Source organism: Flagellimonas aquimarina (genome assembly GCF_003149745.1).
GTDB classification, from domain to species: Bacteria; Bacteroidota; Bacteroidia; order Flavobacteriales; family Flavobacteriaceae; genus Flagellimonas; species Flagellimonas aquimarina.
Genome location: NZ_QGEG01000004.1, coordinates 195,557 through 210,652 on the forward strand (window position 1 = coordinate 195,557; position 15,096 = coordinate 210,652).

Genomic DNA, 15,096 nt, shown 5'->3' on the forward strand with positions numbered 1-15,096 from the left:
TAATTAAAACTTAATGAAATTAAAAAGTTTGCGTGCCTCATGGACGATGAATAGCAATTGCCAGATGAGCCTCAAACAAACAGTAGTGGGTTTTAACTCTGTAGTAGTATTATAATTACAAATCTTCTGTATTTAATTAAAGGGATTGTAGTTTGTGAGTTGACGAAATACCTAAAATAAGTGCATACATATTCCAGATAAATGGTTCCGAATGTTAAAAACTACACTCCGGGTTTTATTCTTTTACGAAAAATTACGAAAACCTTTGCGAAAAATTTTCGTAACCGATTGTGATTTATAAATATCTGTTTATCAGGCATCTAAATTGATTTTGACATGTCGAATATATTATTCAATATACCCCCTTTTTATAATATTACTATCTCGACACCCTTTTTAGAACAAGCATTCTTTAAATTTGAGTAAGTCCAACAATTTAGGAATTCATGTATTATTTAGGAATAGATTTAGGCAGTTCGTCGGTCAAGGTAGCTTTGGTGGAAAGCAGCAGTGGAAAGAACATTGGGGTTGTTCAAGAACCCGAAGAAGAAATGTCAATGTATGCTCCTCAAAAGGGATGGGCTGAACAAATACCTGAGGATTGGTGGAGCTTTGTCTGCAAGGGAATCAAAAAAATTAAAAAGGCACATAATGTTTCAAAAAATAATATTGTGGGAATTGGCATTGCCTATCAAATGCATGGTTTGGTTATTGTTGATGAGAATGGAAATTCTTTGCGTAAATCCATAATATGGTGTGATAGTCGAGCAGTTGAAATCGGTAATAAAGCATATCAAGAAATTGGAGAACGGACATGTGATGAACAATTGTTGAATTCCCCATCCAATTTCACCGCTTCAAAACTAGGTTGGGTAAAAAAATTTGAACCGGAAACTTATAAAAAAGTATATAAATTTATGTTACCTGGTGATTATCTTGCCTATCGTCTTTCCAATAGTATCAACACAACTATATCTGGCTTATCCGAAGGTGTTTTTTGGGATTTCAAAAAGGACGCTATTTCTGAGGATGTATTAAATCACTTTAAAATTTCACATGATTTAATTCCAGAGGTAGTTGACACTTTTAGCAATCAAGGAAAAGTTTCTGCAAAAGGAGCTGAAGAAAGTGGGTTATTAGAAGGAACTCCTATTTTATATAGGGCAGGGGATCAACCCAACAATGCACTTTCACTAAACGTTTTCCTTCCCGGAGAAGTGGCTGCAACGGGAGGAACGTCAGGCGTGGTGTATGCCATAACCAACAACCTTTCAGTAAAGGAAAGCTCACGGGTAAACAATTTTGCACATGTAAACTATCAAAAAAACAAAGCAAAGAATATTGGCAAACTACTTTGTATTAACGGTGCAGGAATTCAGTATAGATGGTTGTTGAACAATCTAGCGGTAACTTCTTATGAAGAAATGAATACACTGGCTTCCGAAATTGAGATTGGCTCAGATGGTGTACTACTTATTCCATTTGGCAATGGTGCAGAACGAATGCTTTTAAATCAAGACGTAGGGACTAGAATTGTGAACCTAGATCTAAATAGGCATTCAAAATCTCATATTTGCAGAGCTGCATTGGAAGGTATAGCATTCTCATTTGTATATGGAATGGAGATTATGAAATCTGACGGTATCGAAACCAAAGTAATCAGGGCTGGAAATGATAATCTGTTCCGCTCAGAAATATTTGCCAATACCATTGCCACTTTAATTCAACAAGAAATTGAAATATATAACACTACCGGTGCAATTGGTGCAGCTAGAGCATGTTCCATAGCATCAACCGGATATGATACTTTTTCATCTTTTATAAAAAACGACCACGTCATGACCTTTAAGCCTTTTAAGGACAGGGAAAGGTATATGAAAGCCTACAATGATTGGAAAAAAGAACTGGAACTAATAACAAATAAATAATAGTTAGAATGGCACTTATAGGAGATAAGGAATTTTTCAAAGGGATTGGAGAAATAAAATATGAAGGTAAAGGCTCCGACAACCCCATGGCATTTAAATTTTACAATCCGGACCAAGTTGTTGCAGGTAAGACTATGCGAGAGCATTTCAAATTTGCTGTAGCATACTGGCATACGCTATGCGGCACAGGAGGGGATCCTTTTGGCCCTGGGACTAAAAACTTCCCATGGTCAACAGCTTCTGACCCAATAAAAGCTGCTGAGGATAAAGCTGATGCTGCTTTTGAATTCATAACAAAAGTGGGTTTTGATTATTACTGTTTTCATGATTTTGACCTTGTTGACGAGGCGGATAGCTTATCAGAATCAGAGAGAAGAATCCAGACAATCGTAGAATATATAAAACAAAAACAAGATGTTTCAAATGTAAAGTTGTTATGGGGTACTTCCAATTGCTTCTCTAATCCTAGATATATGAATGGTGCAGCCTCTAACCCAAATTTTGATGTAGTGGCAAGGGCGGGAGCACAGGTAAAGATAGCCCTGGATACAACAATTGCTCTGGGAGGTGAAAATTATGTGTTTTGGGGAGGTCGAGAAGGCTATATGTCTCTTTTGAATACCAACATGAAACTAGAGCAAGACAATATTGGACGTTTTTTAAACATGGCAAGAGATTATGCAAGAGGTCAAGGTTTTAAAGGAACCTTTTTCATTGAGCCAAAACCTATGGAACCTACAAAACATCAATATGATTTTGATGCAGCAACTTCAATCAATTCGCTTAGGGAGTATGGACTGGAAAATGATTTTAAATTAAATATTGAAGTAAATCATGCTACCCTGGCACAACATACCTTTCAACATGAACTTCAGGTAGCCGCTAATGCCGGGATGCTTGGAAGTATTGATGCCAATAGGGGCGATTATCAAAATGGGTGGGATACAGACCAATTTCCAAACAACATAATGGAAACTACCGAAGCCATGCTCGTTTTTCTAAAATCTGGGGGATTACAAGGTGGAGGAATTAATTTTGATGCAAAGACAAGAAGAAATTCAACAGATTTAGAAGATATTTTCCATGCACACATAGGAGGTGCGGATACGTTTGCAAGAGCTCTTTTAATTGCAGATGCCGTATTGCAAAATTCACCTTATCAGTCTTTATTGGATAATAGATATTCCTCTTTTACAACAGGTAAAGGTTTAGAATTTACGGAAGGAAAATTATCTCTAACAGATCTATATGATTATGCAGGTAAGAATGGTGAACCTGAACAAATCAGTGGAAAACAAGAGTTGTTTGAAAACATATTGAATCAATATTCATAAACCTGACATATGGAGCCAATATTAGAAACTGCTGATTGGTGGGTATTGGGGGCATATCTTGCTGCCCTTATAGGGGTGGCCGTTTGGGTGGTACTTCAAAAGAACAAGAATACGGAAGACTATTTTTTAGCTGGAAGAAATGTTGGCTGGTTCGTTATCGGAGCCTCGATTTTTGCTTCTAATATTGGTTCTGAACATGTTGTAGGGCTTGCGGGCACAGGTGCAGAATCTGGTATGCCAATGGCACATTATGAGCTGCATGCTTGGATTGTGCTGCTTTTGGGCTGGTTGTTCCTTCCTTTCTATTTTAGAAGTAAGGCTTTTACGATGCCTGAATTTTTAGAGAAGCGTTTTGATAGCCGATCAAGATGGTTTCTTTCCGTTTTTTCATTAGTTGGTTATGTGATTACTAAGGTTTCAGTAACTATTTATGCAGGAGGAATTGTGGTCTCGGAACTTCTTGGAATCCCTTTTTGGTATGGGGCAATCGGTATTGTAATTTTTACAGGGACATACACCGTCATAGGAGGAATGAAAGCGGTAATTTATACAGAAACTTTACAAACTATAATTCTGATTGCTGGCTCTTTGATCATAACTTACCTAGGGTTAGAGAAAGTAGGGGGCTGGGAAGAACTCCGACTTGTTGCCGGTAGTGAGCATTTTAATATGTGGCGCCCAATATCCGATCCAGATTTTCCATGGACAGGAATGCTCATAGGAGGAACAATTGTGGGTGTTTGGTATTGGTGCACAGATCAATATATAGTACAAAGAACATTAGCTGCAAACAATATTAAAATTGGTAGACGAGGTGCCATTTTTGGGGCCTATTTAAAACTACTCCCCATATTTATTTTTTTAATACCAGGTATCATAGCCTTTGCCCTCGCGAAGCAAGGGGTACTTTCCTATGATAAAAGTGATGAGGTATTCCCAGTATTGGTAAAAACACTATTACCCGTCGGTTTAAAAGGATTGGTGGCCGGTGGACTAATGGCTGCCTTAATGAGTTCATTGGCATCTGTTTTCAACTCTTGTTCTACAATTTTCACCATAGATATCTATAAAAAGTTAAAACCTTTAACCGAGGAGAAAAAGCTTTTGAATGTTGGTAAAATTGCAACTTCTATTGTCGTAGTTCTTGGAATTATTTGGATCCCTATCATGGAAAAAATAGGAGGCGGGGTATTATATCAATATTTACAAAGTGTTCAATCATATATAGCTCCGCCCATTACGGCAGTTTTCTTGTTAGGGGTGATATGGAAAAGAGTAAATTCAAAAGCAGCGATTGTTACCTTGTTTTCTGGTCTTATAGTAGCTGCGCTTAGAATTTTGGCCGAAATTTATCAAACCAATTTATCAGGAGTGCTCTTATCTTTTGCTACCATCAATTTTGCACATATGGCCATCTTTATGTTTATCCTTTCAGTGGTTATCTGTATCAGTGTTAGTCTTGCTACCAATCCACCAGAGTACTCTCTTATTAAAGGACTTTCTTTTGGTACGTTAAGCGCCCAAGACAAACAATTGAACAAGGAGAGTATAACAACTATTGACATTTTACTTTCAGTAATTTTAATTGTGATAGTCGTTTTAGTTTTATCATACTTCACTGGATAACACGAATTATGAAAAATACATTTATATCCATTTTGGTTCTTTTTCTGATGGTCACCTGCAAACCCATCATACAGCAAGAAATATCTGTGACTCCTGCGGAAAACGGAAAACGTAAGTTGGCCAAATTTGAACCAAAAGAAGGAGTTCTACTATTTGTTGGTCAAGAACTGGAAGCCGTTGGGGGGTTAGAGGAATATAATGATGGATATTTGAATCATTTTGAAAAACCTGCAGGATGGACTACTTACACAAATATAAATCCAGGAGAATATTCTTTTTATCGAAGACAGCGTGGGTTGGATGGACTTTGGGAAACACATGATTGGGGAGATAATGACTACAATGCCATCTTACAACATAGTGACCCTGATTATTCCAATATGGCTTTAGCCATTGGGTTGCAATTTGTGAATCATGAAAAAAGGGTGGCGGATGGCACCCATGATAAGTATATTGACAGACTTGGAGATTTTTTAGTTTCTCTAGGCAATAGACCGGTATTCTTGCGCATAGCCTATGAATTTGACGGTCCTTGGAACGATTATGATAGAAAATCTACCATTTCGGCTTACAAACATATTGTTGACATGTTAAGAGCAAGAGGAGTTAACAATACTGCATATGTATGGCAATCCGCCGGCACCATGGCGCCAGACCAGAAACATTTGGAAAAATGGTACCCTGGCGATGATTACGTAGATTGGTTGGGATTCTCTTTTTTCAATGGATGGAAAAAGCAAAAAATGATTGAATTTGCAAGGTCCAAAGGGAAGCCTGTATTTATAGCTGAGGCAACTCCAACTTCTTCGGATTTAGTCTGGGACCCAAAAGAAAATCAAGGCATCACTAAAGAAATGCGATTGTCAAACCCAAGACAGGCCCAAATGGCATGGGACGAGTGGTTTTTACCTTTTTTCAATACCATCAATACTAATTTGGATGTTGTCAAAGCTGTGCATTATATTAATTGCCACTGGGACTCCCACCCTATGTGGCTCCAAAACCCAACTTTTAAAAAAATTGATGCTCGCCTACAATTAAGCGACACTATAAGTAGAAGGTGGAAAGAGCGAACTTCAAAAGCACCTTTTATTTTATCTTCAGAGGATCTATATGATAATTTATATAACCATAAATAATCATGAAAAAGATAGCTTTAAAAGATATTGCAGCCAAATTTGGGGTATCTATTTCTACGGTTTCAAAAGCTATTAATGATAGCCATGAAATCAGTAAGGAGCTAAAGGAAAAAATTAAGAAATATGCCAAGGAACATCATTACAGACCAAATCATGTTGCTCTTAGTTTGCTAAAAAAGAGCACCAAAACCATCGGTGTAATTGTACCTAACATCCTTAATTATTTTTTCACCCAGGTTTTTTATGGAATTGAAAAGACGGCAAACTCTAGAGGTTACAGCATTATAAGTTGTATTTCCGATGAATCTTACTTGAAAGAACTAAAGACAGTTGAGTTGCTGAGTACAGGAACAGTAGAAGGCCTTATTCTATCTTTATCTGAAGAAACACAGGCCAAAGGAAATATTGAACACCTCCAAAATTTGATTGAGAATCAGGTCCCTACTGTTATGTTTGATAGGGTTACCGAAAAAATAGATTGCGATAAGGTTGTTGTCGATGATTTTGAAGCAGGTTACAAGACAACCAAACATTTGTTGAAAACAGGATGTAAAAGAATTGCAATAGTTTCCGCTATTTATAATTCCAGTGTTGGAAAACTGCGTATTGATGGCTATAAGAAGGCACTCAATGAAAATGAAATAGCATATGATAAAAAATTAATAGTAGAGGTAAGAAAAAATGATGATTTACAATTATTGATATCCTTGCTATTGGATAATAAAGGAATAGATGCCATAATCGCTTTAGATGAAATTACGGCGGTGGATACACTTCATATTTTAAAATCGAAAGGTATTGAGGTTCCAAAAGAAATATCTATTGTTGGATTTACCAATGGTCGTCTTTCAAAATATGTTTCGCCAGCCTTGACCATGGTGAGTCAACATGGAAAATATATTGGTGAATTAGCAGCGAACATTCTAATCGACCGGATAGAATATGATGGGGATATGCCTTATACAACAAAGCTTGTGAAGACAAGTTTAATAGAACGGGATTCTACTAAAAAGACTGGGGATAATTCGCTTCTGTACTAAATGGGAAATTATGCTCCTGATGCATTATGGATTAATTTACAATTATCTTTTACCCTCGGAGTTTGTAAATACATTTGTTTTTTATTCCTTCGACATTTAAAACTTTCCAAATGACCTTATTTGTAGATATGGATGAAGTGCTGGCCGATACTTACGGAGCACATATTGAGCTTTATAACAAGGAATTCAATGCACAGCTTACCATGGAAGAATGCCGTGGAAAGGAAGTATGGCAGTGTGTTCCAGAGACTCATCAAAAAAGTGTAAGAAAACATGCTTGGCAAATAGGTTTCTTTAGAGATTTGAAAGTAATCCCAGATAGTCAGGAGGTATTAAAAGCCTTGAGCAAGGAGCACAATGTCTACATAGCTTCAGCTGCAATGCAATTTCCAAACTCATTGCAAGAGAAATCAGAGTGGTTAGATAAGTTCTTTCCCTTTATTCCTTGGCAAAAACGGATACTATGCGGTGATAAACATATTTTAAAAGGAGATGTACTTATCGATGACCGTAGTTATAACTTGAAGAGTTTTAATGGAAGAACCATTATGTTTACTTCACCTCATAACGTTAATACAGAAGGTTTTGATCGTGCGCATACTTGGAAAGAAATCGCAGATAAACTTTTGTAACTTAGGGCATGAAAAAGCCCCAAATTTTATTCAAAGCAGTTGTTCTAACTGGTCTGTTCTTATTAGAAGGTTGTTCAGCACAATCTCAACTTATAGAGGATGAGCTTCAAACCGTTACCACGGAAAGTTTAAAATATTATTTATACTATCCTGAGGGTTATGAATCAAGTAATGATAAAGGATTTGGATTATTACTTTTCTTGCATGGTGGAGGCGAGTCTGGTGCAGAGTTGGAAGAAATTAAAAAGAACGGCCCACCAAAACTTTTGGTTGAAGGAAAACAGTTTCCATTTCTAGTGCTAGCACCCCAAAACCCCTATAGGAGAAAGTGGTGGAATACCGAGGCAATAATAAAACTCCTGGATTCTGTTGTTGAAACCAACAATGTTGATAAAAAACGAATTTATTTGACGGGCTTAAGTAGGGGTGCAAGCGCATCTTGGGAACTGGCAACACAATACCCTAAAAAGTTTGCAGCAATGGCCGTGGTCTGTGGAATGGCACCCTTACCATATGCACATTGGATAAATAAGAAAATGCCCATTTGGGTATTTCATGGAGATAGAGATGAGGTAATCTCTGTTGAAGAATCAGACAAAATGGTGGCCAAGCTCAAAGAAATGAATTATGATGTGAGATACACAAGATATCAAGATGTAGGGCATAATTCATGGAGCAGGGCGTATACAACAGAAGAATTGTATGAATGGTTAGCTGAACAAAAGCAAAAATAATTATAATGAAATGTTACCATCTTTTTTTGATTGCTTTAATTGTTTTGGGCTGTCGCCAAGAAGTTGTCAAAAAACAAAATGTAACGGAAATTAAGGCGAAAATAAAGCCACTTGTTGAGGTCGAGACTGAGTCCGTTCAAGAGAAGAGATTAAAATCTTTTGAAGGGTTGGCAGACACTACTTTTGTTAGATTAGCGGATTTCAGCAACGGTTTTGCTTATGATTTGCGTTATGCCACAGAAAACAATTTCCTAAAGGCGAAAGTATATGATTGCGCAGAATGTTATACCAGAGTTAAGACGGCCAAAGCATTGATTGAAGCGAATAAAGACTTTCTAAGGGCGGGAGCAAAAATAAAGTTCTTCGATTGTTACAGACCAAATTCGGTCCAGTATAAAATGTGGGAGATTGTTCCTAACCCCCAATACGTGGCAAATCCTGTTAAAGGTTCTATACATAACAAAGGAGGCGCAGTGGATATTACTTTAGTTGATTTGGATGGTAACGAATTGGATATGGGCACAGACTTTGATTTCTTTGGTAAAAGAGCGTACCATGACAATTTGGATTTACCAGAGGAGATATTGGCTAATCGAAAACTTCTAAAAGAAACCATGGAAGCACATGGTTTTTGGTCTATAAGAACAGAATGGTGGCATTATAACTTATCTTCTGGCTCCAATGATAGAGTGGCCAATTTTAAGTGGGAATGTAAGGACTAGACTTTCTTACAATTGATTATTATATGCTTGTCATTTACATCAGTAGTAAAGAACAAATATGCATCTCCTCCATCTTTAATCTTATGTTTTTTGCGTAATTCCGCTACAGATACTGGGAAATTCCGGATAGTAATGTTGGCTTTGGTAAGCTGTAATTCTTTTAATCCATTTTTGGAATAGGGATGAACAGTAATGATTTCAAATCTTCTCCCTGGAAAATCCACTAAAGTTTCCGAGGTGTACAAATGTGAATGTTGATGTAGCTTTTTTAGATTGTACGCTTGCCCCACAGATTTAAATCCACCTGATTTTAAAATGGCAGAATTGGGTTCATATAAATAATTTTCAGGTTGATCGTATTTTACAATGGCAGTAGTCTCTTCTTTTAGGGAGAAATTAAAATATCTCGCTTGACCTTTGTGAAAGTTCACAGCATTGACAAAAACCTCTTTTTCAAAGCCATGTTCTAAAACATAAAGCAACTCTTTTACTTCATTGTTGACCGCCACAATATGAACCTCTTTTACAAAACTTAATTCTTTAATGGTTTGGGCAATATCCAAAAGAGGAGAAGTCTTGACCAAAATATTCTTCGTTTTCTCAAAAAGAAATGGAAGGTTTTCTGGAAGATTAGGCAAACAATCTTTTAATAAAAAAACTTTTCCTTTTACATCATTCCGTCGTGAAGGGTCAATGTAAATCCAATCAAACTTTTGAATGGTATTTTTGAGAAACTGAATTCCATCTTCTGGAACAGAATTAATATTGTTTTGGCCAAGTATTTTAAAATTATGCTTTGCAATTTCACTTAGTTCTTGATTGATTTCACAATGAAAAACCGAATTAATTTTTTTTGAAAAAAAGTAAGTGTCAACACCAAACCCACCGGTAAGGTCGAGGAGCGCTTTTCCACTTATAAGTTCTGACTTGTATTGTGCGGTTTGTTCTGAGCTGGTTTGCTCAATATTCAATTTGTTCGGATAATAAATATTGGTGGCTTTAAACCAAGAGGGGAGCTTATTCTTGCACTTTTTTTTGGCTTCCAACTGTTCAGTCAATTCTCTTTGAGAAACCCCCTCGAAAAATTGCTTTTTTAATAAAACTGACATGATGTCAGTGTCCCAGTTTTTTTTTATAAAATCCTGTACACCAGTATTTAATATATCTTTATTCAAACTAAAACTTATAGATTTTTAGTAAGCTTCTTCACAACGGAGTTTTCGGCTAAAAACTCCTTTAAAATTACTTTTATAGCTGTGTAGCCAGGTACAGCCACTACCATGCCAACAACACCAAATACAAGCCCTGCAATAATGATTACAAGAAATATTTCCAATGGATGTGATTTTACACTTGTGGAAAAAATGAAGGGTTGAGAAAAGAAATTATCTATAAGTTGACCTATGATTAAACCTATAAAAACGTATAGCGCTTTGGGTAAAATTACAGTACTAAAATCGGCCCCTAAAAAGCTGGTCATGGTCAAAGTTATCATAATGGCTCCCCCTATGATTGGGCCTATATATGGAATTATATTAAAGAGGGCGCAAAGGAATGCGATTACGATAGCATTTTCTACACCAGCAACTAAAAGTGCAATGGTATAAATAACGAATAAAATAAAAAGTTGAAGTAAGATTCCTGCAAAATATCTAGACAATAATCCGTTGATTTTATCTACTGATTTTACTAGATTACTTTCTTTGTTATCTGGAACGAAAGTCAGCATTCCATTTTGAAAGAGCTTGCTGTCCTTTAGAAAGAAAAATGAAATAAAAAGAACAGAGAAAAGACCAATGCTAAAGTTGCTCAGTGTATTCACAAATGAATTGAGAAAATTTGGAATGAATCCTAAGTCTAAACCTTCAAGCACATTTTTTTCAAGGTCTGAGTCTTCAATCAAATGGGTTACATTATCGGTGGTGGCACCAAAATATTCAAGGATCTGAAGGTAAAGCGTGTTTACATCCGCTTTTAAAGCTTCTATGTCCAATAAGGACAAATTCTTGCTTTGTTCAGAAATAAGAGGAATGAAGAGCGCCAGAATTCCTAGAAAAACTGCCAACATGCAAACCATGGTAACTATAACTGCAAGAGTATTGGGAAACTTTAGCTTTCGTCTTAAAAAAAGAACTATTGGTCTTCCCAAAAGTGCAATTACCGCTGCAATGGCCAAATATGCCAATACCGATTGAATCTTAAATAAAAAATATGCTAAAAGAACAACACCAACAATAATGGCTACAGCCCTTAAAATTCCATTGGCAATAATCTTTGAGGTCATAATCTAGCTTTTAAAGGCAAATTCTACAATGTTTGCTCCCATTTGAAGTGCTTTTAATCTTATTTCTTCAGGGTCGTTATGCACGGATGGATCTTCCCAACCATCACCTAAATCACTTTCAAAGGTGAACAATAACAGTAATCTTCCCTCATGAAAAATGCCTAGGGCTTGTGGTCGTTTTCCATCATGCTCATGGATTTTGGGGAGACCAGCCGGGAATTCATACTTTAGGTTAAAAATAGGATGGTCAGTGCCAAGTTCTTCTAATCTTTTATTTGGAAATACTTTTTCCAATTCCCTCCTTAAATAAGGTTCCATACCGTAATTGTCATCAATATGCAAAAAACCACCAGAAAGTAGGTAAGTCCTTAAATTCTCTGCCTCTTCATCAGAGAAGAAGACATTTCCGTGACCAGTCATATGAAGGTAAGGGTATTGAAAAATGGAAACACTGCCCACCTCTACGGTTTCTGGTTTTGGATTTATTTTGGTGCCTATATTGTTATTGCAGAACTGAATTAAATTTGGCAAAGCCGTTGGATTGGAATACCAGTCACCCCCGCCACCGTATTTTAAAATTGCAATTTCTTGGCCATTGACAAAGCTTATCACAAAAAAAGTTAAAATACTGCATAGCATGGTAAGTTGTTTCATTTGCTTTCGAATAACTAAGAAATCAAAAGTACAGTATTCATGTTTAAAAAAATCATAATTCCTAGCATGGCATTTTTAGGAATGTCATTGATGGCATTTTATACAGCAAAATATGAAAATAGGGTTGAACCTGAAAATGATGTAGTTAAAGAAAAGTCTTATGAGTCCGCTGTAGTTTTAGAGTTGTTTACCTCGCAAGGCTGCTCTAGTTGCCCCCCCGCGGATATGCTTTTGGAGAAAGTAAAAAAGCAATACCCAGAAAGTGTTTATGCACTGTCTTATCATGTGGATTATTGGAACTATATTGGTTGGGAAGACCCTTTTAGTAAATCGGTTTACACCAAAAAGCAAAGGGAATACAATAGAAAATTTAAATATAGAGGCAATTACACCCCACAATTGGTAATCAATGGGGAAGAGCACTTTGTGGGCTCCAGTCAGTCAAAAATGTACACTAAGCTAAATGAATACAAAATAAAAAAAGCTAGCAACGCAATTGACATTAATATTGGTAAAACAGGCGATAATTCAATAGCGTTTGACTACGCTATTGAAGGCGACCTGATTGGTAAACAACTTAGAATTGTATTAGTGCTGGATGAGCGCACAACCTCTGTCAAAAGAGGGGAAAATAGGAATAGAGTTTTAAAGAACAGTAATATTGTTGTAGCGGAAAAGTATATTCCTGTTAGTGCTAAAAAAGGAGAGTCTTCAATTACCGTCCCTAAGCTTGTATCTTCTGATGACAAATTAACCTTAATAGTGCTTATAGAGTCTAACGATTTGGATATTACGGGTGCCGCCAAAAAGCCTATTTCTCGTTAACTGTTGATTATTGAAACAGTTGTGCAAGCAACAATTGCGGCAGTTTCTGTTCTTAGGCGGTTGTTTCCTAGTGATACAGGCACAAAACCTTTGGTGTATGCAAAATCTATTTCTGTCTTTGAAAAATCCCCTTCTGGGCCTATGAGGATAATTATATCTTTATCTGCTGCAACCCTTCTTTTGAGCTCCATTTTTTCACCTTCATCACAATGTGCAATAAATTTTAAACCACTTAATTTTTGACTCATGAACTCTTTGTAAGAGACTGCAGGGTTCAATCTAGGTAAATGGGTTTGCAGAGATTGTTTCATTGCGGATTGCAACACCCGTTCCATACGTTCCAATTTTATGGTCTTTCGCTCAGAATGTTCGCAAATGACAGGCGTTATTTCATCAATCCCTATTTCCGTAGCTTTTTCCAAAAACCATTCATATCGTTCGTTCATTTTGGTAGGTGCAACGGCAAGATGAAGGCTATAGCGTTTTGGGATGCTTTTTTCTACGGAAATTATTTGCGCTTTGCATTTACGAATGTCAGCATCTAGAATTTCAGCTTTAAAGAGATACCCTTTTCCATTGGTGATGTGTAGAATATCTCCCTCTTTCTTTCTCAATACTTTTAAGATATGTTTACTTTCCTCAGATGGAAAAAAGAACTGTTTAAAGCTATTATCTAGGGAAGGATTATAAAATAGTTGCATGGATTACAGTTTATTTTTTGCGTGCTCCAAACCAAGTTCAATCCAGTTTTGAAGTTGTTCTTCAGTTTTAAAACCTTCTGGGGATACAAAAACAAACTCTTTCATAGGTTTGCCGGTAAAATCCATGGGTCTTGTAAATTCCTGTGCCAAAACACCGGGCATTTTATCTCCTATTACACGAACCATTAAATCATTTTTTACAGGGCCTACGGTCATTTTTCCGTTATATAAAAAAGCAACTCCTCCAAACATTTTCTTTTCGGTAAAATCTTCTGGAAATATTGCCAATGCATGACGAATTCTGCTTACTATTTCTTCGTTATATGCCATCCTTGGATTTAAAAATGTAAAAGGTAGAAATTTAAAATTAATCAACACCAAATTCAACTTCCAATCGCATACCTTGCTTTAGCTCCAATACTTTGGTCCGTGAATTGCCCTTCTAAAAACTTTAAATAGCCTACTATACCTATCATTGCGGCATTATCCGTACAATATTGAAATTTAGGAATATACGTTTTCCAACCCAATGTTTCTTCAGCTTCTTTTAGTCTTGCCCGTATCCCAGAATTAGCGGCAACCCCTCCTCCTATGGCAACCTGCTGAATCCCTGTCTGCTTAACCGCAAGTTTGAGTTTGTCCATTAAAATTTCTAAGATGGTATACTGAACGGAAGCACAGATATCATTGATATTTTCAACAATAAAATCTGGGTTCTTTTTTGTTTCACGTTGCAAAAAATACAGAATACTGGTCTTTAATCCACTAAAGCTAAAATTGAGGCCATCTACTTTAGGTTTTGGAAAGTCAAACGCTCTTGGATTCCCAAGTTGTGCATTTTTGTCGACCAATGGGCCACCGGGATAGGGCAACCCCATTAGTTTTGCGCTTTTGTCAAAAGCTTCGCCCACCGCATCGTCCAAGGTTTCACCCAAAACTTCCATGTCAAAATAGTTGCTCACCTTAACAATCTGGGTATGTCCACCGCTTATGGTCATTCCTAAAAAAGGGAACTCTGGAGCGGTCATACTTTCATCATCAATAAAATGTGCTAAAATATGGGCTTCCATGTGGTTTACCTCAATTAAAGGAATGTTAAGCCCCAATGACAATGACTTGGCAAAAGAAGCTCCTACCAATAAAGAACCCATAAGTCCCGGACCTCTTGTAAAAGCTATGGCGGATAGTTGTTTTTTATCGATATTTGCTTTGGCCAAGGCTTGATGTACTACAGGAACTATATTTTGTTGATGGGCTCTGGATGCTAATTCCGGAACAACACCTCCATATTGCTTGTGTATTTCTTGTGTTGCCACCACATTACTTAACACTTTTGTATTGCATAAAACAGCAGCGGAAGTATCATCACAAGAAGATTCTATTGCAAGAATGTAATTTTTTTTATTTGCCACAGGTTTTGGAACAAAAATTGGTCAAGCAAAGGTAAAACATAAAGCCCTATCAGAAAACTCAGGAA

The 15,096-nt window shown here is 36.7% G+C and carries 15 protein-coding genes; 9 read left to right on the plus strand and 6 right to left on the minus strand.

Annotation, left to right across the window (positions count from 1 at the left end; genetic code table 11):
• The first annotated feature begins 446 nt into the window (after window positions 1-446).
• From DKG77_RS15395 to DKG77_RS15430, 8 genes are all read left to right on the plus strand, one after another.
• Window positions 447-1,928: a xylulokinase gene (locus DKG77_RS15395; protein ID WP_109664923.1), complete on the plus strand. Its 1,482-nt coding sequence runs from the start codon at window positions 447-449 to the stop codon at window positions 1,926-1,928.
• 8 nt (window positions 1,929-1,936) lie between these two features.
• Window positions 1,937-3,262 (plus strand): xylose isomerase, encoded by a 1,326-nt coding sequence (gene xylA / locus DKG77_RS15400; RefSeq protein ID WP_109664926.1) that lies wholly within the window; start codon window positions 1,937-1,939, stop codon window positions 3,260-3,262.
• 9 nt (window positions 3,263-3,271) lie between these two features.
• Window positions 3,272-4,888 (plus strand): sodium:solute symporter, encoded by a 1,617-nt coding sequence (locus tag DKG77_RS15405; protein ID WP_109664928.1) that lies wholly within the window; start codon window positions 3,272-3,274, stop codon window positions 4,886-4,888.
• Between the two features lie 8 nt (window positions 4,889-4,896).
• Complete coding sequence (locus tag DKG77_RS15410) at window positions 4,897-6,027, plus strand: glycoside hydrolase family 26 protein (RefSeq protein ID WP_109664931.1); 1,131 nt, start codon at window positions 4,897-4,899, stop codon at window positions 6,025-6,027.
• A gap of 2 nt (window positions 6,028-6,029) precedes the next feature.
• On the plus strand, window positions 6,030-7,067 hold the full coding sequence (locus DKG77_RS15415; RefSeq protein ID WP_109664934.1) for a LacI family DNA-binding transcriptional regulator: 1,038 nt from the start codon (window positions 6,030-6,032) through the stop codon (window positions 7,065-7,067).
• Window positions 7,068-7,177: 110 nt separating this feature from the next.
• Window positions 7,178-7,699, plus strand: coding sequence for a 5' nucleotidase, NT5C type (locus tag DKG77_RS15420; RefSeq protein WP_109664937.1), 522 nt, complete (start codon window positions 7,178-7,180; stop codon window positions 7,697-7,699).
• 8 nt (window positions 7,700-7,707) lie between these two features.
• On the plus strand, window positions 7,708-8,433 hold the full coding sequence (locus tag DKG77_RS15425; protein WP_109664940.1) for a carboxylesterase family protein: 726 nt from the start codon (window positions 7,708-7,710) through the stop codon (window positions 8,431-8,433).
• A 5-nt stretch (window positions 8,434-8,438) separates the two neighbouring features.
• On the plus strand, window positions 8,439-9,155 hold the full coding sequence (locus DKG77_RS15430) for a M15 family metallopeptidase (protein ID WP_109664943.1): 717 nt from the start codon (window positions 8,439-8,441) through the stop codon (window positions 9,153-9,155).
• Here the strand turns inward: DKG77_RS15430 and DKG77_RS15435 are convergent.
• From DKG77_RS15435 to DKG77_RS15445, 3 genes are all read right to left on the minus strand, one after another.
• A complete protein-coding gene (locus DKG77_RS15435; protein WP_313789967.1) occupies window positions 9,152-10,264 on the minus strand; it encodes a THUMP-like domain-containing protein in 1,113 nt (370 codons plus the stop codon). The two genes, DKG77_RS15430 and DKG77_RS15435, sit on opposite strands and share 4 nt — an antisense overlap.
• A 74-nt stretch (window positions 10,265-10,338) precedes the next feature.
• Entirely contained in the window at window positions 10,339-11,439 is a 1,101-nt protein-coding gene (locus tag DKG77_RS15440; protein ID WP_109664949.1) for an AI-2E family transporter, read from the minus strand.
• A gap of 3 nt (window positions 11,440-11,442) precedes the next feature.
• The gene (locus tag DKG77_RS15445; protein ID WP_109664952.1) at window positions 11,443-12,093 is read right to left on the minus strand and encodes a DUF4159 domain-containing protein; all 651 of its coding nucleotides are present in this window, start codon (window positions 12,091-12,093) and stop codon (window positions 11,443-11,445) included.
• A 39-nt stretch (window positions 12,094-12,132) separates the two neighbouring features.
• On the opposite strand from DKG77_RS15445, the gene DKG77_RS15450 reads away from it, so the two are divergent.
• The gene (locus tag DKG77_RS15450) at window positions 12,133-12,918 is read left to right on the plus strand and encodes a DUF1223 domain-containing protein (RefSeq protein ID WP_109664955.1); all 786 of its coding nucleotides are present in this window, start codon (window positions 12,133-12,135) and stop codon (window positions 12,916-12,918) included.
• Here DKG77_RS15450 and DKG77_RS15455 read toward each other — a convergent pair.
• The 3 genes from DKG77_RS15455 to tsaD are packed head-to-tail and all read right to left on the minus strand — an operon-like array spanning window position 12,915 to window position 15,031.
• The gene (locus tag DKG77_RS15455; protein ID WP_109664958.1) at window positions 12,915-13,619 is read right to left on the minus strand and encodes a 16S rRNA (uracil(1498)-N(3))-methyltransferase; all 705 of its coding nucleotides are present in this window, start codon (window positions 13,617-13,619) and stop codon (window positions 12,915-12,917) included. The genes DKG77_RS15450 and DKG77_RS15455 overlap by 4 nt on opposite strands.
• 3 nt (window positions 13,620-13,622) lie before the next feature.
• Window positions 13,623-13,949, minus strand: coding sequence for a TfoX/Sxy family protein (locus tag DKG77_RS15460; RefSeq protein ID WP_109665042.1), 327 nt, complete (start codon window positions 13,947-13,949; stop codon window positions 13,623-13,625).
• Window positions 13,950-14,002: 53 nt separating this feature from the next.
• A complete protein-coding gene (tsaD, locus tag DKG77_RS15465; protein WP_109664960.1) occupies window positions 14,003-15,031 on the minus strand; it encodes a tRNA (adenosine(37)-N6)-threonylcarbamoyltransferase complex transferase subunit TsaD in 1,029 nt (342 codons plus the stop codon).
• Window positions 15,032-15,096: the final 65 nt, after the last annotated feature.

Coding starts and splice junctions, on each gene's coding strand:
- DKG77_RS15435 (WP_313789967.1), bottom strand. CDS start 10,264: ATGTCAGTTTTATTAAAAAAGCAATTTTTCGAGGGGGTTTCTCAAAGA.
- DKG77_RS15460 (WP_109665042.1), bottom strand. CDS start 13,949: ATGGCATATAACGAAGAAATAGTAAGCAGAATTCGTCATGCATTGGCA.
- DKG77_RS15445 (WP_109664952.1), bottom strand. CDS start 12,093: ATGAAACAACTTACCATGCTATGCAGTATTTTAACTTTTTTTGTGATA.
- DKG77_RS15395 (WP_109664923.1), top strand. CDS start 447: ATGTATTATTTAGGAATAGATTTAGGCAGTTCGTCGGTCAAGGTAGCT.
- xylA (WP_109664926.1), top strand. CDS start 1,937: ATGGCACTTATAGGAGATAAGGAATTTTTCAAAGGGATTGGAGAAATA.
- DKG77_RS15440 (WP_109664949.1), bottom strand. CDS start 11,439: ATGACCTCAAAGATTATTGCCAATGGAATTTTAAGGGCTGTAGCCATT.
- DKG77_RS15425 (WP_109664940.1), top strand. CDS start 7,708: ATGAAAAAGCCCCAAATTTTATTCAAAGCAGTTGTTCTAACTGGTCTG.
- DKG77_RS15420 (WP_109664937.1), top strand. CDS start 7,178: ATGACCTTATTTGTAGATATGGATGAAGTGCTGGCCGATACTTACGGA.
- DKG77_RS15405 (WP_109664928.1), top strand. CDS start 3,272: ATGGAGCCAATATTAGAAACTGCTGATTGGTGGGTATTGGGGGCATAT.
- DKG77_RS15410 (WP_109664931.1), top strand. CDS start 4,897: ATGAAAAATACATTTATATCCATTTTGGTTCTTTTTCTGATGGTCACC.
- DKG77_RS15450 (WP_109664955.1), top strand. CDS start 12,133: ATGTTTAAAAAAATCATAATTCCTAGCATGGCATTTTTAGGAATGTCA.
- DKG77_RS15455 (WP_109664958.1), bottom strand. CDS start 13,619: ATGCAACTATTTTATAATCCTTCCCTAGATAATAGCTTTAAACAGTTC.
- DKG77_RS15415 (WP_109664934.1), top strand. CDS start 6,030: ATGAAAAAGATAGCTTTAAAAGATATTGCAGCCAAATTTGGGGTATCT.
- DKG77_RS15430 (WP_109664943.1), top strand. CDS start 8,439: ATGAAATGTTACCATCTTTTTTTGATTGCTTTAATTGTTTTGGGCTGT.